Source organism: Sinorhizobium mexicanum, from assembly GCF_013488225.1.
Classification (GTDB): domain Bacteria; phylum Pseudomonadota; class Alphaproteobacteria; order Rhizobiales; family Rhizobiaceae; genus Sinorhizobium; species Sinorhizobium mexicanum.
Map to the genome: position 1 here is coordinate 260,217 of NZ_CP041238.1, position 19,724 is coordinate 279,940.

Annotated in this window: 12 protein-coding genes; 3 read left to right on the forward strand and 9 right to left on the reverse strand. The window is 62.5% G+C overall.

Annotation, left to right across the window (positions count from 1 at the left end):
* Nucleotides 1-210: 210 nt before the first annotated feature.
* Complete coding sequence (gene polA, locus FKV68_RS01165) at nt 211-3,225, forward strand: DNA polymerase I (RefSeq protein WP_180939741.1); 3,015 nt, start codon at nt 211-213, stop codon at nt 3,223-3,225.
* Nucleotides 3,226-3,307: 82 nt separating this feature from the next.
* Here polA and FKV68_RS01170 read toward each other — a convergent pair whose 3' ends face one another.
* Complete coding sequence (locus FKV68_RS01170; protein ID WP_180939742.1) at nt 3,308-4,321, reverse strand: chemotaxis protein CheB; 1,014 nt, start codon at nt 4,319-4,321, stop codon at nt 3,308-3,310.
* A 272-nt stretch (nt 4,322-4,593) separates the two neighbouring features.
* Here FKV68_RS01170 and FKV68_RS01175 point away from each other — a divergent pair, with 272 nt between their 5' ends.
* Entirely contained in the window at nt 4,594-8,085 is a 3,492-nt protein-coding gene (locus FKV68_RS01175) for a chemotaxis protein CheB (protein WP_180939743.1), read from the forward strand.
* Entirely contained in the window at nt 8,069-8,455 is a 387-nt protein-coding gene (locus FKV68_RS01180; protein ID WP_180939744.1) for a response regulator, read from the forward strand. Before FKV68_RS01175 ends, FKV68_RS01180 begins: the two co-directional genes overlap by 17 nt.
* Nucleotides 8,456-8,544: 89 nt before the next feature.
* Here the strand turns inward: FKV68_RS01180 and FKV68_RS01185 are convergent, their stop codons facing one another.
* The 8 genes from FKV68_RS01185 to FKV68_RS01220 all read right to left on the reverse strand — a co-directional run bounded on the left by FKV68_RS01185 (nt 8,545) and on the right by FKV68_RS01220 (nt 19,718).
* On the reverse strand, nt 8,545-9,177 hold the full coding sequence (locus FKV68_RS01185; RefSeq protein ID WP_180939745.1) for a TetR family transcriptional regulator: 633 nt from the start codon (nt 9,175-9,177) through the stop codon (nt 8,545-8,547).
* 156 nt (nt 9,178-9,333) lie between these two features.
* Nucleotides 9,334-12,498, reverse strand: coding sequence for an efflux RND transporter permease subunit (locus tag FKV68_RS01190; RefSeq protein ID WP_180939746.1), 3,165 nt, complete (start codon nt 12,496-12,498; stop codon nt 9,334-9,336).
* Between the two features lie 10 nt (nt 12,499-12,508).
* Nucleotides 12,509-13,717, reverse strand: coding sequence for an efflux RND transporter periplasmic adaptor subunit (locus tag FKV68_RS01195; protein ID WP_483414539.1), 1,209 nt, complete (start codon nt 13,715-13,717; stop codon nt 12,509-12,511).
* A gap of 429 nt (nt 13,718-14,146) precedes the next feature.
* A complete protein-coding gene (locus FKV68_RS01200; protein ID WP_180939748.1) occupies nt 14,147-15,157 on the reverse strand; it encodes an ABC transporter ATP-binding protein in 1,011 nt (336 codons plus the stop codon).
* 16 nt (nt 15,158-15,173) lie between these two features.
* Nucleotides 15,174-16,238, reverse strand: coding sequence for a Gfo/Idh/MocA family protein (locus FKV68_RS01205; RefSeq protein WP_180939749.1), 1,065 nt, complete (start codon nt 16,236-16,238; stop codon nt 15,174-15,176).
* On the reverse strand, nt 16,235-17,074 hold the full coding sequence (locus FKV68_RS01210) for a carbohydrate ABC transporter permease (protein WP_180939750.1): 840 nt from the start codon (nt 17,072-17,074) through the stop codon (nt 16,235-16,237). Before FKV68_RS01210 ends, FKV68_RS01205 begins: the two co-directional genes overlap by 4 nt.
* Nucleotides 17,075-17,087: 13 nt before the next feature.
* Complete coding sequence (locus tag FKV68_RS01215) at nt 17,088-18,038, reverse strand: carbohydrate ABC transporter permease (RefSeq protein WP_180939751.1); 951 nt, start codon at nt 18,036-18,038, stop codon at nt 17,088-17,090.
* Nucleotides 18,039-18,461: 423 nt separating this feature from the next.
* Entirely contained in the window at nt 18,462-19,718 is a 1,257-nt protein-coding gene (locus tag FKV68_RS01220) for an ABC transporter substrate-binding protein (protein ID WP_180939752.1), read from the reverse strand.
* Nucleotides 19,719-19,724: the final 6 nt, after the last annotated feature.

The following is a 19,724-nucleotide window of genomic DNA, read 5'->3' on the forward strand; positions in this document are numbered from 1 at the left end:
GACGGCATCATTTTCAGTGCCGTTCGATGATAATTTGAGGAGCCAAATGTGGCTTTTCAAGGATTGTCCGACTGAATCGCACATTACAAATGCGTAACGTTTCCGTGAGCCTTCGGACGCAGTCGGCGTCGGCCTCTGGTAGCTCCAGATAGGCACGGGCGGCGAAAACCGCAATGGACGTTTGCCTCACCCCGCGCTATCCATGGCCGCATGAAAAACGGTGATCACCTCTTCCTCGTCGACGGTTCCGGCTTCATCTTCCGGGCCTTCCATGCCATCCCGCCGCTCAACCGCAAGTCCGACGGTCTTCCGGTCAATGCGGTTGCCGGCTTCTGCAACATGCTCTGGAAGCTGCTGACTGACGCGCGCGATACGTCGGTCGGCGTGGCACCGACGCATTTCGCGGTGATCTTCGACTATTCCTCGAAGACCTTCCGCAACGTGCTTTACGACCAGTACAAGGCGAATCGCACTGCGCCGCCCGAAGATCTGATCCCGCAGTTCGGGCTGATCCGGCATGCCACCCGCGCCTTCAACCTGCCTTGCATCGAGAAGGAAGGCTATGAGGCGGACGACCTGATTGCGACCTACGCCCGCCTTGCCGAAGAGGCGGGCGCCGGTGTCACGATCGTTTCCTCGGACAAGGACCTGATGCAGCTGGTAACGTCCAGGGTGTCGATGTACGACAGCATGAAGGACAAGCAGATCACGATCCCCGACGTGATCGAAAAATGGGGCGTGCCGCCGGAGAAGATGATCGATCTCCAGGCGATGACCGGCGATTCGACCGATAACGTGCCGGGGATTCCCGGCATCGGACCGAAAACCGCAGCGCAATTGCTCGAAGAATACGGCGACCTCGAGACGTTGCTTGCGCGCGCCGGCGAAATCAAGCAGCAGAAGCGGCGCGAGAACATTATCGCCAATGCCGAGCTTGCGCGCCTTTCCCGCGAACTCGTGACCCTGAAGAAGGATACGCCTCTCGACGTTCCGCTCGAAGAGCTGAGACTCGAGCCGCAAAACGGCCCGAAGCTCATCGCTTTCTTGAAGACCATGGAATTCAACACGCTGACGCGCCGTGTCGCAGCGGCGACGGATACGGACGCTGAGGCTGTCGAAGCGGCGCATGTGCCGATCGAATGGGGCATAGAAGCGCACGGACCGGATCTCGATACCGGCGAGGCGGCCGGCCCGCCGCCTTCCACGCAATCGTCGAGCGCTGCACCGCCGCGCGGAACGGCGGCCAAGGCGGCCGTTTCCTTCCTCTCGAACGGCCAGGATGCAGACACCACAGGCGCGACACCGCAGGGTCTGGCGCGGGCGCGTGCAGAAATCTTTGCCAAGGCTTCTTTCGATCGCTCCGGTTATGTCGCGATCCGCGATCTTGCGACGCTTGACCGGTGGATCGCCGATGCGCGCGATGCCGGCGTCGTTGGCTTCGACGCTGCAGCGACATCGCTCGACGCCATGCAGGCGGATCTGGTCGGCTTCTCGCTGGCGATCGCCGATTACGGTGACAACCCCTCCGGCACGAAGATCCGGGCGGCCTACGTGCCGCTGATCCACAAGAATGGCGCTGGCGATCTGCTTGGCGGCGGTCTCCTCGAAAATCAGGTCCCCGTCCGCGAGGCGCTGAGCCGGCTAAAGACATTGCTCGAGGATCCGTCGGTATTGAAGGTCGCCCAGAACCTGAAATTCGACTATCTCCTGATGAAGCGGCATGGCATCACCATGCAAAGCTTCGACGACACCATGTTGATGTCCTATGTCATCGATGCCGGCAACGGTGCTCATGGCATGGATTCCCTGTCCGAGCGATGGCTCAACCACAAGCCCACGGCCTACAAGGACATCACCGGCAGCGGCCGGTCTTCGCTTACATTCGACTTCGTCGATGTCGACCGGGCGACTGCCTATGTGGCGGAAGAGGCCGACGTGACGCTGCGTCTCTGGCACGTCCTGAAACCGCAACTTGCCTCCAAGGGCCTCACTCGCGTCTACGAGCGACTTGAGAGACCGCTGGTCGGTGTCCTTGCCCATATGGAGGAGCGCGGCATCACCGTCGATCGCCAAATTCTCTCGCGCCTCTCGGGAGAGCTTGCGCAGGGCGCGGCGGCGCTCGAAGACGAAATCTATCGCCTGGCCGGGGAAACCTTCACGATCGGCTCGCCGAAGCAACTCGGCGACATTCTCTTCGGCAAGATGGGATTGCCAGGGGGATCGAAAACCAAGACCGGCCAATGGTCGACTTCGGCGCAGGTTCTCGAGGAGCTTGCCGCCGAGGGTCATGACCTGCCGCGCAAGATCGTCGATTGGCGCCAGCTCACCAAGCTGAAATCCACCTACACCGACGCCCTGCCGGGCTTCGTACACCCGCAAACACGGCGCGTGCATACGTCCTATGCTTTGGCGGCGACGACCACGGGCCGCCTCTCCTCGGCCGACCCCAACCTGCAGAACATTCCGGTCAGGACCGCCGAGGGCCGCAAGATCCGCACGGCCTTCATCGCGACGCCGGGACACAAGCTGGTTTCGGCGGACTACAGCCAGATCGAGCTTCGGGTGCTGGCGCATGTGGCGGATATTCCGCAACTCCGCCAGGCCTTCGCCGACGGCGTCGACATCCACGCGATGACTGCTTCCGAGATGTTCGGGGTTCCCGTCGACGGCATGCCAGGCGAAATCCGCCGTCGCGCCAAGGCGATCAATTTCGGCATCATCTACGGCATCTCCGCCTTCGGGCTTGCCAATCAGCTTTCGATCGAGCGTTCGGAGGCCAGTGAATACATCAAGAAGTATTTCGAGCGCTTCCCTGGCATCCGCGACTATATGGAGAACACCAAGGCCTTCGCTCGCGAGCACGGCTATGTCGAAACGATCTTTGGCCGCCGTGCCCACTATCCCGATATCCGCTCCTCCAACCCGTCGCATCGCGCCTTCAACGAACGCGCGTCGATCAATGCGCCGATCCAGGGCTCTGCCGCCGACATCATCCGCCGCGCCATGGTGAAGATGGAGCCGGCGCTGGGCGAGGCGAAGCTGTCCGCGCGCATGCTGCTTCAGGTCCACGATGAATTGATCTTCGAGGTCGAGGACGGCGAAACCGAACGCACCATTCCGGTGATCGTCTCGGTGATGGAAAACGCTGCCATGCCGGCGCTCAACATGAAGGTGCCGCTGAAGGTCGACGCCCGCGCCGCGCACAACTGGGAAGAGGCGCATTGAGCATCATCATGCGGTAGAGCGGAATTCGTCCTCCCCAATCCTTACTCCCCGGGGAAGTGGTTGGGAGGGGGCTTGTCGGCGTCTACTCTGCATCGTCGACCTTGTCGGTGGGCATGTCGGCTTTGGCAAGAATCGCGCCGCGCAAGGTTTCGGCGTGCGCTCTGATTTCTTCCGCCCGCCGCTCGTTTGCTCTGGCGGCCGCGTCCAGTCCGCTGCGCCAGGCGTCGTCCGCCATCTTCTCGCAGAGCGTCACCCTTTCCTCGACGATCCTGAGCGCAACCCGCATCGCCTCGTCCACGGCCCCCTCCTTCTCGGTGGCCAGTGTCTCGGATGTGTAGGCGTGGCCGACCTGACAGCGGAATCTGAGAGGCGGCCAGCTCCTGATTTCGGAAAGTACACCGCCGCAGGCTGGACAGGAGAGGGGTACGGCGTCTGCGATCGTGTCGATCGCCGCAGGAGTGACCGGGCGGCCGAGCGCTATATCGACCTCCAGCCTGATATCGGGCGGTATGGAAACAGCGGGACCTGGCTCTTCGTCGGTGAGCTTGAGCAGCAGGGAGGGGAGGTCCGCGAGCGGAGCCCGATAGTCCACATCGCTGGTTTGGAGCGCTCCCATGGGCATGCCGGGTTCAACCGCGTCCGACGGATTTTGGACAACGGTGACACCGCCGCATCGCTTGAGGTCGGCAAGGCCGGCCGCTCCGTCATTCAACATGCCGGTCAGCACGACCCCCACCGCCCTTGGCCCGTAGCTCAGGCCAACGGATCGGAAGAGCGGGTCGACTGCCGGTCGAGAGAGGTTCTCCCGCGGCCCGCGGCCGAGCCGAATCCTGTCGTCGAGGACGAGGAGATGATGGTCGGCCGGCGCAACGTAAACGCATCCGCGCTCGACGTGCTCGCCATCGACCGCTGTCTTGACGGCAATCTCCGCATGCTGGTTGAAAATATCGGCGAGCAGATCTTTGCCGCGCGCGCCCACATGAATGACGACGAATACAGTGGCGGCGAAGTCGGAAGGAAGCTCGCGAAGCAGATGTTTCAATGCACCGATTGCTCCCATCGACCCTCCTATCGCGATCACGTCGCGGTGGGCCATGGCATGCTCCATTCACCTACAACGTTTTACGCGCTGATAGGTTCGACCCGATGTCGGATAGCCCACCCGTTGGAAGAGCGAAAGATTTCCCCGTCGCTGCTAGGTGACCGCCCTTGCGCGGATATAACGCGGATATAACAATGTCACGCCGGGGCGCGCCATTCGGTGTAAAATGGTACTCTACTCCCGCTTTGAAGGGTGCCGAAGATCCGGCGGACGAGGCCACGGTCGTGCACGTAACCGTGGTTCGTTAAGCGAAAGAGGAGTGAAGCATGGGGCAGGAATCGGATCCGCCGATCGTGGGCATCGGAGCTTCGGCAGGAGGTGTCCAGGCACTCCAGACCTTCTTCGATCACATGCCGACCGATACCGATGCGGCCTTCGTGGTCATTGTCCACCTCGATCCGGACGCCAGGAGCGAGCTTGCCAGCATCCTGGCGTCGCGCACCAAGATGCCGGTGACGCAGGTCGAGGATCGGGCTCGACTTGAAAGCAACCACGTGTATGTCATCCCGCCGAACCGCAGGCTGAAGATCGGCGACGACACCATTTCAGCGCTCCCGTTCGAGGAGGCGCGGGCGCACCGGGCACCAATCGATCTGTTCTTTCGATCGCTTGCCGAGGAGCATGGACCCGGTTTCGCCGTCATTTTGACCGGCGCGGGGGCGGATGGTGCGATCGGCGTCAAGGCCATAAAGGAGGCGGGCGGCATCGTGCTCGTCCAGGATCCGAACGAGGCTGAATATGCCTCGATGCCCCGCAATGCCATTGCCACCGAGGTCGCGGACTTCGTGTTGCCGGTGCAAGAGCTTCCGGAACGGCTGGCGGAGCTTCTGGCCAACCGCAACTCGCTTCCGCCTGCCGAGGGACGGTCCAGCGATGAGGATGTGCTCGCGCGAATTCTCGCGCACGTGCGCGTCAGAACCGGGCACGATTTCTCGCAGTACAAACGGGCGACGATTCTGCGCCGCATCGGTCGGCGGGCGCAGGTAACCAGGAGGGAGTCGCTCGCCGATTATTATACCTATCTGCGCGGGAACGTGGAGGAGGCGCAGGCTCTTTTCAGCGACTTCCTGATTTCCGTGACCACGTTCTTTCGCGATCCCGCCCCCTTCAAATCGCTGGCCGACAACATCATTCCACAACTGTTCGACGGAAAGGAAGCCGGTGACAGCATCAGGGTCTGGGTTCCCGGCTGCGCCACTGGAGAGGAGACCTACACGATCGGCATCCTGTTGCTTGAGGAAGCCGCGCGTCGCGACCTCACGCAGGAAATCCAGGTGTTCGGCTCCGATCTCGATACCGGCGCCCTTGCGATCGCGCGTGAGGGACGGTTTCCGGCGACGATCGAAGGGGATCTTTCGGAGGAGAGACTGCGCCGGTTCTTCTACCGCGAGGGCGACCATTATCGCGTGCGCCGGGAGCTGCGCGATGTCGTTCTCTTCGCCAGCCATAGCTTGCTGCGCGATCCGCCCTTCTCCCACCTGGACATGATTTCTTGCCGGAACCTCCTGATCTATCTCGATCGGCAGCTTCAGCAGCAGGTATGCAGCACATTTCACTACGCGCTCAATCCGGGTGGGTTCCTTTTCCTCGGATCGTCGGAAAGCGCCGATTATCCGCCTGGACTCTTTCGCACAGTCGACCGTGAGGCGCGGATTTACCGCTCTGTTGCGGGCGCCGGAGAGCGGCGCCCGGCGCTGCCCGTGCTGCTCGGTCCACACCAAGCGGCGGAAAGACCTCCGGCTGTCGCCCGTCCTCCGTCGCCCTCCGGCAGTTTCGGTGATGCCGCCTTGCACCGCCAGATGCTCGAAAAGATTGCTCCGCCGAGCATGCTAGTGGATGAGAGCCATCGAGCGGTCCATCTTTCCGAAAACGCCGGCCGCTTCCTGCAACCGTCGGGCGGGCCGGTCAGCACGGATGCTACGGATCTAGTGCGCGAGGAGTTTCGCTTCGACCTCAGGGCGGCGCTGCATCGTGCCTTCGAGCGAAACGAAGCCACCTTGAGCATGCCGATCCTCGCCCAGGTCGACGGGCAGCCGCATCGCGTCTACCTCCAAGTGAAGCCGGTTCTGCAGGGAAGCGATCCGACGCGGCATGCCCTGGTGCTCTTCATCGAAGGTGAGGCGATCGAGAAGGGCGAAAACGCCGTTGCCGAGGCAGGCGACGGGCATCCGGCTGCCAACCAGACGATCCGGCAGTTGCAGGAAGAACTGCAACTCGCACAGAACCGGCTGCGGGTGACGCGGGAAGAATCCGAGGCGGCCAATGAGGAGCTGCGCGCCGCCAATGAAGAGCTCCAGTCGATGAACGAGGAATACCGTTCGACGGCGGAGGAACTCGAGACGAGCAAGGAGGAGCTTCAGTCCATCAACGAAGAGCTGCAGACGGTTAACAACGAGCTGAAGCTGAAGCTTGAAAGCGTCTCGCGTGCCCATAGCGATCTGCAGAATCTCATGGCCGCTACCGACGTCGCGACGCTTTTTGTCAATCCGTCGCTCCGCATCAAGCGTTTCACTCCGCGTCTGATGGAGATTTTCAACGTCACTGCCAACGACGAAGGACGGCCGATCACCGACTTCACCCATCAGCTCGAATATGACGCCTTGGCCGATGACGCGCGCTCCGTGCTGGACCACCTCGCGTCCATAGAACATGAGGTGAGGGGCCGCAACGACCGTTGGTATCTGGTGCGGATGCGCCCCTATCGCACGATTGACGACAAGATCGACGGTGTTGTGGCAACCTTCGTCGACATCACCGAACGGCGCCAGGCCGAAGAAAACGCGCGGGAGAGCAAACAGCGTCTCGAGCAGGAAGCGCGACTTGTGGAGCTTTCACGGTCGCCGATATTCGTCTGGGATTACGACGACGGCATCAAGCAGTGGAACCGGGGCAGCGAGGAGCTCTACGGCTACTCGCGGGATGAAGCCATCGGAAAAGTCAAGGAAAAGCTGCTCAAGACCAAGGTCCCCGGCTCCTCGTTCGAGAATCTGCTGCGGGCCCTTCTGGAAGACGGTCACTGGAGCGGCGAGCTGTACCACACGACCAAGGAAGGGAATGTGTTGACGGTTGAGAGCCACATCGAGCTCCTGCCGATGGGAGAGCGGCGCCTCGTTCTCGAAAGCACCCGTGACGTGACCGACCGCAAGCGATGGGAGCGGCGCCGGCAGCTCCTGGTGAACGAACTCAGCCATCGCGTCAAGAATACGCTGGCTGTCGTGCAATCGCTCGCGCGCCAGACAATGCGCACCTCGGCTTCGCATGAGGATTTCGTCGAGCGTTTCGAAGGGCGTCTCGCAGCGCTCGCAAGCGCGCACAAGTTGCTTGTCGAATCGGAATGGAGCGGCGCCGAGCTCGGCGCACTGGCGCTCAGCCAACTCGAGGCCTATTCGGGCAGCGACGGGCGGAGACTGCAGCTAGAGGGCGAGCCTGTGACGCTTCCGCCGGATACCGCGACGCCTTTCGGCCTCGTTCTCCATGAACTTGCCACCAATGCCGCGAAGTACGGAGCCTTCGCCACCGGAAGCGGACAGGTCAATCTCAGTTGGAAGCGTCGGAACAATAACCGCCACCTGACCGTTACGTGGAAAGAGCACGGTGGTCCGCCGGTCGAGCCGCCAAGCGAGCAGGGTTTCGGCGGCGTGTTGATCGAAAAGAGTTTGCCCGGAGCTACGGTTCATCGTGATTTCCAGCCGGATGGGGTCGTCTGCACGATCGACATCGAGCTTCCGGAGATCCCGCAAAATGGTGCGGACCGCTGACGAGAACCAACCGCTTTGCGGCGTCAGAATTCTGATCGCTGAGGACGAGATCTTGATCGCACTCGACATGGAGGCGGCGTTTCGGGACGCCGGCGCCGATGTCGTCGGCCCGTGCACGACACTCGCGGCGGCGCTGGATGCGGTCAGGAACGAAGCGCTTTCGCTCGCCGTACTCGACATCCGCCTCGGTCAGGCCACGACCGAAGGGGTCAGCGACCTGCTCGCCGAACAAGGCGTCCCCTTCCTCTTCTACAGCGGACAATCGTTGCCTGCCGAGATGCAACGGAAATGTAACGGCGCGCTCGTCGTCGACAAACCGGCCACCCAGCAGGACCTTGTTGGCGCTGCCGCCAAGGTGCTGGCCGCCTAGGTCGAATCGGCCTAAAATCATAAAATTCCAATTCGTTGCGTTAGAGCGGGATGCGGGCGGAAAACCGCGCACACTTTTCCTCATCCCACTCAGGCCGCGGACTCCGCGGGACGTGTGGTCCGGAAGCTGGCGAAGAGGCGTTTGAGTGCGTCGCGTCCCTCGGCCGCCAGATCGAACCGGCGTCCGAACAGCAGCCATTCGGTGCACAATCCCATCATCAGCCAGCGCAAGGCGCGCGCGGCGGAAGCCGGCGTCCAGTTGACTTGCAGTTGCCCTCGGTCGAGCGCACGCGCGAAGGCGAGTTCGAGCACCGCGTCGTGCCGCTCGTCGATTTCCTTCTGCCGCACCAGCACCGCGGACATGTCGCTGTCGTAGTCGCATCGGAGCATGATCGCGAGAATACGCTGCCGCTGCTCGTCCTTGGCAAGCGTATCCAGCCAATCGACGGTCGCGCTTTCGACGATCGCGAGCGTGTCGGAAGCTTCGGTCTCGATGTCGCGCGCGATCATGTCTTCCTGCGGCAGCGGCACCGCATCGTAGAGCGCCAGGAAGAGATTGGTCTTGTTGGCGAAGTGCCAATAGATGGCGCCGCGCGTAACCCCGGCAGCCTTGGCCACCTCCTCAAGCGTCGTATTGGAGACACCCTTGGCGTAAAACACCCGCTCGGCGGCGTTCAGGATCTTCTGTCGTGTTGCCTCGGCGTCGGCCTTGGTTCGGCGCATGCAATTCTCCCGGATCACGTGATTTTGGGTCGGATCGATCCAAAATCTTGAACGTGATCGATTCTAAGAAGTGAGAGCATGATGCGGGCGGAAAACCGCTCACGCTCTTGCTCTTGCGCGACGGCCCGCCGAATGAGGCGGGCCGTCGATGGTTGATCACTCGGCAGCGTCAGCGATTTCGGGTGCTGTATCTTCGGACCGGGCCGTTTGCGGCCCGGTCGTTGACGCGCCCTTCCGCCCGAAGATCTTCATGATGAACACGAAGAAGATCGGGACGAAGAAGATCGCCAGCACCGTTGCCGAGATCATGCCGCCCATGACGCCGGTGCCGATGGCGCGTTGGCTGCCGGAGCTTGCGCCCGTCGCGATCGCCAGCGGCAGAACGCCGAGGGTGAAGGCGAGCGAGGTCATCAGGATCGGCCGGAAGCGGAGATGCGCCGCTTCGAGCGTTGCATCGATCAACGACTTGCCCTGGTCACGCAGTTCCTTGGCGAACTCAATGATCAGGATGGCATTCTTCGCGGAGAGGCCGATGATCGCGATCAGGCCGACCTTGAAGTACACATCGTTCGGCATGTCGCGCATCATGACGGCGAGCACTGCGCCGATGACGCCGAGCGGCACGACCATGATCACCGAGACAGGAATGGACCAGCTCTCATAGAGCGCCGCCAGGCACAGGAAGACGAGCAGGCACGAAAGCGCGATCAAGAGCGGCGCCTGCGATCCTGACTGGATTTCCTGCAGCGACTGACCGGTCCACTCGTAACCGAAGCCTGCCGGAAGCTGGGCTGCCAAGCGTTCCATTTCGGCAATCGCATCGCCCGAGGAATAGCCGGGAGCGGCTTCGCCGCTGATGCGGACCGCCGGGTAGCCGTTGTAGCCCACCGTCTGGGTCGGAGCCTTGATCCACTCGACGCTCGCAAAGGCGGAGAGCGGAACCATTCCGCCGTTCGAGTTGCGAACATTGAGGTTCAGGAGGTCCGCGGTCTGCATGCGCTTCGCCTCGTCCGCCTGTACCGTCACACGCTGCATGCGGCCGGCATTCGGGAAGTCGTTGACATAAGACGAGCCGAGATTGGTCGAAATCGTCGAGTTGATGTCGGCAAAGGTCACGCCGAAGGTGTTGGCCTTCTCGCGATCGATGTTGACGGTGACCTGCGCCGCATCGGGCATGCCCTCGAAACGGACGCCGGTCAGCACCTTGCTCTGGGAGGCAAGCCCGAGCAGCTGGTCGCGTGCCTCGGCAAGTGCTGTTTCGCCGAGCCCGCCGCGATCCTGCAGGCGGAAGGAGAAGCCGCCGGTGGTGCCGAGGCCCTGGATCGCCGGCGGCGACAGGGCGAAGCTGATCGCGTCCTTGATCTGGCTCATCGCCATCGTCGCGCGCCCGGCGATCGACTGCGCCGCATTGTTCGCGTCACGCTCGCTCCAGTCCTTCAGCGTCACGAAGGCGAGGCCCGCATTCTGCCCGGTGCCGAAGAAGGAGAAGCCGTTGATCGCGACGATCGTGTCGACGGACTGCTCCTGGCCGAAGATTTTCTCCGCCTGCTCGATGGCCTCGGTCGTACGGTTCCCGGTCGCTTCCGAAGGCAATTGCATCATGACGATGACAAAGCCCTGGTCTTCGTCCGGGAGAAAGGACGAGGGAAGCTGCAGGAAGGCCCAGCCAAGTCCCGCGAGCAGCGCCAGGTAAATGACCATGAAGCGGCCAGTGCGATGGACCACGCCTCTGACGACGTGGGTATAGCCATGGGACGTGCGGTCGAAGCTCCGGTTGAACCACCCGAAGAAGCCGCGCTTGGCGTGATGATGTCCCTTCGGAACCTGCTTCAGGAAGCTCGCGCAGAGCGCCGGCGTCAGCGACAGCGCGAGCAGCGCCGAGAACAGGATCGAGACGACCATGGTCAGGCTGAACTGGCGATAGATCACGCCGACGGCGCCCGGGAAGAAGGCCATCGGGATGAACACGGAAGCCAGCACCAGCGTGATGCCGATCACCGCTCCGGTGATCTGCTTCATCGCCTTGCGGGTCGCTTCCTTCGGCGTCAGCCCCTCTTCCGACATGATGCGCTCGACGTTCTCGACGACAATGATCGCGTCGTCGACGAGGATGCCGATCGCCAGCACCATGCCGAACATCGTCAAGACGTTGATCGAGAAGCCCATCGCCAGCATCACCGCACAGGTGCCGAGAAGGGCGACCGGCACGACGATCGTCGGGATGATGGTGTAGCGGACGTTCTGGAGGAACAGGAACATCACCAGGAAGACGAGGCCGACGGCCTCGACAAGGGTGTGCAGCACCTTCTCGATCGACACCGCGACGAAGGGCGAGGTGTCGTAGGGGATGGAGTATTCCAGCCCCGGCGGAAAGAATTCCGCGAGTTCGTCCATGCGCGCCTTGATCGCAGCCGAGGTCGACATCGCGTTGCCGCTCGGCGAGAGCTGCACGGCGATGGCCGCCGAAGGCTTGCCATTGAGGCGCGTCGAGAAGGAGTAGCTCTCGCCGCCGATCTCGAGGCGCGCGACGTCGCGCAGCCGCACGGCAGAGCCGTCGGCATTGGCGCGAAGCACGATGGCCCCGAATTCCTCAGGCGTCGAAAGCTGACCCTTGATAACGACCGGAGCGGCGATCTGCTGAGTGATCGGGTTCGGCTGGGCGCCGATCGAGCCCGAAGCGATCTGGGCGTTCTGTGCCTGGATCGCCGCCGTCACATCGGCCGCGGTCAGATTGAGGCCGAGCATCTTGTCCGGATCGAGCCAGACGCGCATCGAGCGTTCGGTCGCAAAGAGCTGTGCACGGCCGACGCCTGGCACGCGCTGGATCTCGCTCAGCACGTTGCGGCTCAGATAGTCACCGAGGCCCGTCGCGTCCAGCGACCCGTCGGTCGAGGTCAGCGAGATGATCAGCAGGAAGCCGGAACCGGCTTCGTCCACCTGCACGCCCTGTTGCCTGACCGAATCGGGCAGGCGCGGCTCGACGCGCTGTACGCGGTTCTGGATGTCGACGGAGGCCTGGCTGGGGTCGGTGCCCGGTGCGAAAGTTGCGCTGATTTCGGCCGAGCCGGAAGAGCTCGTGGTCGACTCGAAATAGAGCAAGCCCTCGACGCCGTTCAGTTCATCCTCGATCAGGCGCGTCACGCTCTGATAGGTGTCCTGCGACGAGGCGCCGGGATAGCTTGTATTGATCGAGATCTGCGGCGGCGCCACGTCCGGATATTGCGAAACCGGCAGCAGCGGAATCGCAATGATGCCGGCGAGCATGATGAAGATCGCCACCACCCAGGCAAAGATTGGCCTGTCGATAAAGAAACTGGGCATGTTCAAGCTCTCACTTCACTTCAGTGGCGGGCTTTTCGCCGTCGGCAGCCGAAGCGCTGGCCTGTTCGGCCGCAGGCTTTGCATTCGGGTCCCAGACCGACGGCACAACAGGCGCGCCCGGACCGACCTTCTGGAAGCCCTCGACGATCACCTTTTCGCCGGCCTTGAGACCGGAGGTCACCTGCCAGCGCTCGCCGACCGTGCGTCCGAGCGTGACGTTGCGGAACTCGACCTTGTTGTCGGCGCTCACCACATAGACCTGGGACTGGCCGGCATTGTTGCGCTGGACAGCCTGCTGCGGAACGGTGATCGCATCCCTCTCCAATCCCTGCTGGATCTGCACGCGCACATACATGCCCGGCAGCAGATCGTTGTTGGGGTTCGGGAATTCGCCGCGTAGCGTCACCTGGCCGGTGGTCGCGTCCACGGCCGCTTCGGAGAAGAGCAGCTTGCCCTTCAGCGCATAAGGCGTTCCGTCATCGAGGATGAGCTGGACTTCGGCTTCGTTGTCCGAGCTCATCATCTGGCCGTCCTTGAGCGCCTTGCGCAGGCGGATGAGGTCGGTCGCGGACTGGGTGAAGTCGGCGTAGATAGGGTCGAGCTGCTGGATCGTGGCGAGGTTCTGCGTATCGGTCGCACTGATCAGGGCGCCCTCTGTGATGAGCGCCCGGCCGATCCGGCCGCCGATCGGCGCCGTGACGTTCGCATATTGCAGGTTGAGTTTCGCTTCGGCGAGGCCCGCCTGGGCGATGCCGACATCGGCCTCCGCCTGGGCGAGCGCCGCAATCGCGTCGTCGAACTGTTGAATTGCCGCGAACTGCGCGTCCTTCAGTTTCGACTGCCGATCGGCGGTGCGCTTGGCCTGCTCGACCACCGCCTGCGCTCGCTTCAGCGTCGCCTCGGCACTGTCGACCTTCACCTGGAAGGGGGCCGGGTCGATCCGATAGAGCACATCGCCTTCCTTGACGATCGTGCCTTGCTGGAACACCCGCTCGACGACGATCCCGGATACTCGCGGCCGAACTTCGGCAATGCGCGTCGCGGTAATGCGGCCCGGCAGTTCATTGGTGATCGGCAGGGCTTCCGCGGCTGTCGTGTAGACGGCCACGGCCGCCGGCGGGAAAGCAGCGGCTGCCTGTTGTTCCTCATTCTTCTGGCAGCCGGCGAGAAAAATCACGGTTGCCAGGGTCGCGGCCAGTGTTGGTCGTTTCATGCGCATCGCAATGTCCATAATCAAAGGACCGCCCGCAGCCGTTGCACCCTGCAATGTTGCGCGGTCCGAAAGTGAGATGAAGCGGATCCGGTATCGGTGTGGGAACATACCGGGAGGCTAATATACAGACACAAATGTATGTTAAATTCTGCCGCAGTGCAACACAGATTCGGAGGTATAGCTCAGGAAAGAAAAAAACCAGCAGCCGCAACGTGTTCCGGCGATGCGGTCGCCGGCGATCACGCAGGTGTGATCCTCATCGAACGGCGTTTGGGAGTGGCTCGGCCCCTCATCCGCCTGCCGGCCACCTTCTCCCCGCAAGCGGGGCGAAGGGGACTTGCCGCCACGTCTCGGTACCCTCTCCCCGCTTGCGGGAGAGGGTTAGGGTTAGGGGGCCATCTGGCTCTGCGCAGGTGAAAAAAACCCTTCCGGAGGTCACTGGCCGGAATTGATTACCCGATCATCGGCGTCGAAACGGTGCATGCCGCCGATGATCGGCGTCGCGTAAACGACATCGTCCTCGGCATAGCGATGTTCGCCGAACAGTCGTACGGTGATCGTGCCGACCTCTTCCGTATCGAGATAAACGATCGTGTCGGCGCCGAGGTGTTCGACGTGGATGACCTTGCCCTTCCAGTCGCCGCTCTCGCGGGAAAGCCCGATATGCTCGGGGCGGATCCCGATCGTCTTGGCTTGCGTATCGCCGAGCCGCTCGCCCTCGATGAAATTCATCTGCGGTGACCCGATGAAGCCGGCGACGAAGACGTTGGCCGGGCGATTATAGAGTTCCATCGGCGAACCGACCTGCTCGACGCGCCCGGCATTCAGGACGACGATCTTGTCGGCGAGCGTCATCGCCTCGACCTGGTCATGGGTGACATAGATCATCGTCGCCTTGAGGCTGCGGTGCAGCCTGGCGATCTCCAGGCGTGTATTGACGCGCAGCGCCGCATCGAGGTTCGACAGCGGCTCGTCGAAGAGGAACAGCTTTGGCTCGCGAACGATCGCGCGGCCGATGGCCACGCGCTGCCTCTGCCCGCCCGAAAGCTCCGCGGGGCGTCGTGCAAGGTAGGGCTCCAGCGACAGCATGCCGGCCGCCTTGGCGACCTTCTCGTCGATCTCTTTCTTCGGCGCGCCCGCCTGCTTGAGGCCAAGCCCCATGTTGTCCTTGACCGTCAGGTGCGGATAGAGCGCGTAGGACTGGAACACCATGGCGATGCCACGCTTGGCCGGAGCCACGTGGCCGACCTCCGCACCGTCGATCTGCACGCTTCCCGAGGTGACGTCCTCAAGACCGGCAATCGTGCGCAACAGCGTCGATTTTCCGCAGCCGGACGGGCCGACGAAAATGACGAACTCGCCGTCCTTGACCTCGAGGTCGATGCCTTTCAGCACTTCATGACCACCGAAGGCCTTGCGGATGGATTTGAGCTGCAGTGATCCCACGTGTTGCCCCTCTTGGTTAAAGCTTGACCGGCATGCCTGTGCGCACGCTTTCGTCCGCTGCCAGGCAGATCCTGAGCGACTGCACGGCGTCGTCCATGTGGCGGTCGAGATTGATGTTTTCGCGAATGGCCTTGAGCACGAATGCCTGCTCGCGGTCGCAGAGTTCCTGGTGCCCCGGCTCGCCTTCCATCGTCAGGTCCTCGTCGGACTTGAGAAAGCCGCCGTCCTGGCCGGTGGCGGCGCTGTGCACGCGAATGACGGCCGTCTTGGTGTGGACGTCGATATCGTCGGATTTGGCGTTCTGGTCCATGACGATCGAAACCGATCCGTTCGGCGAGATCACGTCCTTCACGAAGAAGGCGGTCTCCGAGATCATCGGTCCCCAGCCGGCCTCGTACCAGCCGACCGACTTGTCGTCGAAAATCACCTGCAGATGGCCGTAATTGTACATGTCCGGCGCCACCTCGTCGGAGAGGCGCAGGCCCATGCCGCGGACCTCGACCGGCTTGGCGTCGGTGATCTGGCACATCACGTCGACATAATGCACGCCGCAGTCGACGATCGGCGGTGTCGTCTGCATCAGCGACTTGTGCGTCGCCCAGGTCGGCCCGCTGGACTGCTGGTTCAGGTTCATGCGGAAGACGTAAGGGCCGCCCAGTTTCCTCGCCTCGGCGATGAGCCGCATCCAGGAAGGATGGTGGCGCAGGATGTAGCCGATCACCAGCTTGCGACCGTTGGCCCGCGCGCAGGCGACGACGCGTTCGGCGTCGGCGACCGTGGTTGCGAGCGGCTTTTCGACGAAGACATGGCAGCCGGCTTCCATCGCCATGACGGCATAGTCCGCATGGCTGTCGGAATAGGTGTTGATCGAGCAGAGCTCCGGCCTGAGTTCGGCGAGCGCCTCGCGGAAGGACGGCAGGATCTCGTACCCGGCCAGCGCCTCAGGCAGCGCGACCTTCGAGCGGTTGACCAGACCGGCGATCTCGAAGCCGCCGTTATGGTGGTAGGCGAGCGCATGGCTGCGGCCCATATTGCCGAGGCCTGCGACGAGCACGCGGATTGGGTTCGCGGAAGAACTCACTTGACTGCTCCTGCCGTGATGCCGCGGATCAGCTGCCGCGAGAAGATGACGTAGAGGACGAGGACCGGGAAGATCGCGAGCGACAGGGCCGAGAGCACCGCGTTCCAGTTGGTGACGAACTGCCCGATGAAGATCTGCGAGCCGAGCGTCACCGTCTTCGTCGTTTCCGCCGGCGCCAGGATCAGCGGGAACCAGAGATCGTTCCATATCGGGATCATGGTGAAGACGGCGACCGTCGCCATCGCCGGGCGCACCAGCGGCAGCACCAGCCGGAAGAAGATCGCGTATTCCGAAAGCCCGTCGATGCGGCCGGCATTCTTGAGGTCATCCGATACCGTGCGCATGAATTCGGAAAGAATGAAGACGGCAAGCGGCAGTCCCTGCGCCGTATAGACCAGGATCAGTGCCGTCAGCGTGTTGACGAGGCCGGTCGCGACCATGCCCTGCAGGATGGCGACCGTGCCGAGGCGGATCGGGATCATGATGCCGAGCGCCAGGTAGAGACCCATCAACGCGTTGCCGCGGAAGCGGTATTCGGAGAGCGCGAAGGCGGCCATGGCGCCGAAGAGCAGCACGAGCGCGATCGAGACGACCGTGACGATCGTGCTGTTCTGGAAATAACCGAGGAAGTCGCCCTGTTTCAGCACCGTCTGGTAACCGATGAGGCTGAAGGTTTCCGGCGTCGGGAGCGCCAAGGGCTCGCGGAAGATCGCGTTGCGGCTCTTGAACGAGTTGACGATCGTCAGGAACACCGGAAACAGCGCGACGAGCGTGTAGGCGATCAGCGCGATATGGACGCCGGCAGTCCGACCAAGGGAGGCGCGTGCTTTAGACATACTGGGTCCTCCCTCAGAACTGGTAGCGGCGCATGCGGCGCTGGACGACGAAGAGGTAGAGCGAGACGCCGGCGAGAATGATCAGGAACATGATCGCCGCAATGGTCGCGCCCATCGACCGGTCGCCGAGCTGGAGCTGGAAACCGAAAAAGGTGCGATAGAGCAGGGTGCCGAGAATGTCCGTCGACATGTCGGGGCCGGCGAGCGCTCCCTGAACAGTGTAAATCAGGTCGAAGGCGTTGAAGTTGCCGACGAAGGTGAGGATCGAGACGATGCCGATCGCCGGCAGGATCAAGGGCAGCTTGATCTTCCAGAACTGGCTCCAGCCGGTGACGCCGTCACATTCCGCCGCCTCGATCACCTCGTCGGGAATGTTGAGCAGGGCGGCGTAGATCAGCATCATCGGGATGCCGATATATTGCCAGACGGAGATCAGCGAGACCGCGATCAGCGCCGTGTCCGGCTTGCCGAGCCAGGGCGCGAACAGCCATTTCAGGCCCACGCTATCGAGGAGAAACGGGGCGACCCCCCAGATGGGCGACAGGATCAGCTTCCAGATGAAGCCGACGATGACGAAGGACAAGAGCGTCGGCAGGAAGATGGCGGTGCGATAGAAGGCGCTGAAGCGCAGCTTCGGGATCGACAGCATGGCTGCGAGCGCAATACCGATCGGATTCTGCACTGCCATGTGGATCAGGAAGAAGATGAAATTGTTCTTGAGCGCGTTCCAGAAGTCCGCGGCCCAGCGCGGATCGCCGAAAAGCACCTTGAAATTGCCGAGGCCCACGAAGGTGTACTGGCCTTCGACCGTGTTGAAGAAGGACTGCCTGAGCGTCTCGATCAGCGGCAGGATCATCACCGCGGTGTAGACAATCAAGGCCGGCAGCAGGAACACGAGGATGTGCCAGCGCCGGGGACGCTTGATCTCGCTGATGTCCGTCGTTTTGGTGTCGCTTGGGTTCATCGGCCTCTGGCCCGCTCTAAAAACTGGCTGGCCGTTATTGGCACAGCTCCGATTTCGTCCGAAATGCAGCGCGCCGCCTGACGCGCAGAGCGTTCCGGTCCTTTGATTCAGACCACCCCTTCGCGTTCGGCAATTGCCTGAACGCGGGATGCCCCGGTCGTGGATCGGTTCGCCCCTTGCGCCTCTCCACGGGAGCATGACGCGGGTACCCGGCTGAGCCGAGTATGAGGGGTGTGGTGCAGGCGAAGGCACCGCTTCGACCATGGAAAAATGCCGGCTGAGCCGCGCTCCCAGGTCCCCTCATGTCCGGTTTCGCACCGGACATCCAAACACAAATACGGCGTCGTTCACAGCGCACGACGGAAATTTCGTGCGAGAGGAAGGGCGCGCGAGCCGCGCGGGCAACACGCGCCCCTTCCAAGCTTATTTGGCCGGCTTGTACCAGCTGTCGAGGCCGTCCTGGAGCTTCTTGGCGGCCACTTCCGGCGTGTCAGTGCCGTTGACGACGTTGGCCGATTCAACCCAGGCTTCGTTCTCGAGGTTCGGGGTTCCGCGCGAGAGAATCTGATAGGTCGAACGGATCGTCGGCTTGCACTTTTCGCGCCACGAGACGAATTCCTGGGCGAGTGGGTCGGCCATCTTCACCGGCGTCGAGTTCAGGCTGAAGAATCCCGGCAAGGCGTTCGCGTAGAGATCAGCGAATTCCGGCGAAGCGACCCAGGTGAGGAAGGTTTTTGCGGCCTCGGCGTTCGGGCTCTTGGCATTGAGGCCGATACCGATGTCGTTGTGGTCGGAGATGTAGCAGGTGTCTCCGGCCTTCTTCACCGGCGGCGGGAAGGCGCCCATCTTGAACTGCGCCTGAGTGTTGAAGCCGGAGATTTCCCACGAGCCGGCCGGGTAGATCGCGGCGCGGCCGAGCGTGAAGAGGTTCTGGCTGTCCGGATAGGTCTGGGCTTCGAAGCCGTCACCCAGATAGTCCTTCCACTTGGCGAGCACCCGGAAAGGTTCGACCCATGGCTCGTCCGTCAACTTCTGTTCGCCCTTGATCAGCGCCAGACGGCCTTCTTCGCCCTTCCAATAGGTCGGACCGATGTTCTGATAGCCCATGGTCGCGGCTTCCCAGAGGTCCTTGGTGCCCATCGCCATCGGGATGTAGTTGCCGTCGGCCTTGATCTTATCAAGAACGGCGAAGAACTCTTCCTCGGTCGTCGGCACCGAAAGGCCGAGTTGCTCGAAAGCGTCCTTGTTGTAGATGAAGCCGTGGATGACCGAAGCCATCGGCACGCAGAAGGTCGTCTTGCCGTCGTCCGTGGTCCAGGCGGACTTGGCGACATCGGAGAAGTTTTCCATCCCCGGCAGGTTTGTCAGGTCGGCGAGGTGCTTCCGGTTGTAGACTTCGAGCGAAGGGTCGAAGGGGCGGCAGGTGATGAGGTCGCCGGCGGATCCGGCGTCGAGCTTGGCGTTGAGGGCGGCGTTGTATTCGGTCGGCGCGGACGGCGAGAAGACGACCTTGATGCCCGGATTCTTCGCCTCGAAGGCGGGGATCAGCTTTTCCTGCCAGATGGCGAGGTCATCGTTACGCCAGCTCTCGATGGTGAGCGTCGTGTCCGCGTGCGCAAGCCCGGCCGAGCCGAGAATGCTCGACGCGAGCAGCAAGCCTTTCACTGTTGTGCGGGTCATTCATGT

Excerpts from the sequence above, each read along its gene's own strand:
- polA (WP_180939741.1), top strand. The coding sequence starts at position 211 with ATGAAAAACGGTGATCACCTCTTCCTCGTCGACGGTTCCGGCTTCATC.
- FKV68_RS01170 (WP_180939742.1), bottom strand. The coding sequence starts at position 4,321 with ATGGCCCACCGCGACGTGATCGCGATAGGAGGGTCGATGGGAGCAATC.
- FKV68_RS01175 (WP_180939743.1), top strand. The coding sequence starts at position 4,594 with ATGGGGCAGGAATCGGATCCGCCGATCGTGGGCATCGGAGCTTCGGCA.
- FKV68_RS01180 (WP_180939744.1), top strand. The coding sequence starts at position 8,069 with ATGGTGCGGACCGCTGACGAGAACCAACCGCTTTGCGGCGTCAGAATT.
- FKV68_RS01185 (WP_180939745.1), bottom strand. The coding sequence starts at position 9,177 with ATGCGCCGAACCAAGGCCGACGCCGAGGCAACACGACAGAAGATCCTG.
- FKV68_RS01190 (WP_180939746.1), bottom strand. The coding sequence starts at position 12,498 with ATGCCCAGTTTCTTTATCGACAGGCCAATCTTTGCCTGGGTGGTGGCG.
- FKV68_RS01195 (WP_483414539.1), bottom strand. The coding sequence starts at position 13,717 with ATGCGCATGAAACGACCAACACTGGCCGCGACCCTGGCAACCGTGATT.
- FKV68_RS01210 (WP_180939750.1), bottom strand. The coding sequence starts at position 17,074 with ATGTCTAAAGCACGCGCCTCCCTTGGTCGGACTGCCGGCGTCCATATC.
- FKV68_RS01215 (WP_180939751.1), bottom strand. The coding sequence starts at position 18,038 with ATGAACCCAAGCGACACCAAAACGACGGACATCAGCGAGATCAAGCGT.
- FKV68_RS01220 (WP_180939752.1), bottom strand. The coding sequence starts at position 19,718 with ATGACCCGCACAACAGTGAAAGGCTTGCTGCTCGCGTCGAGCATTCTC.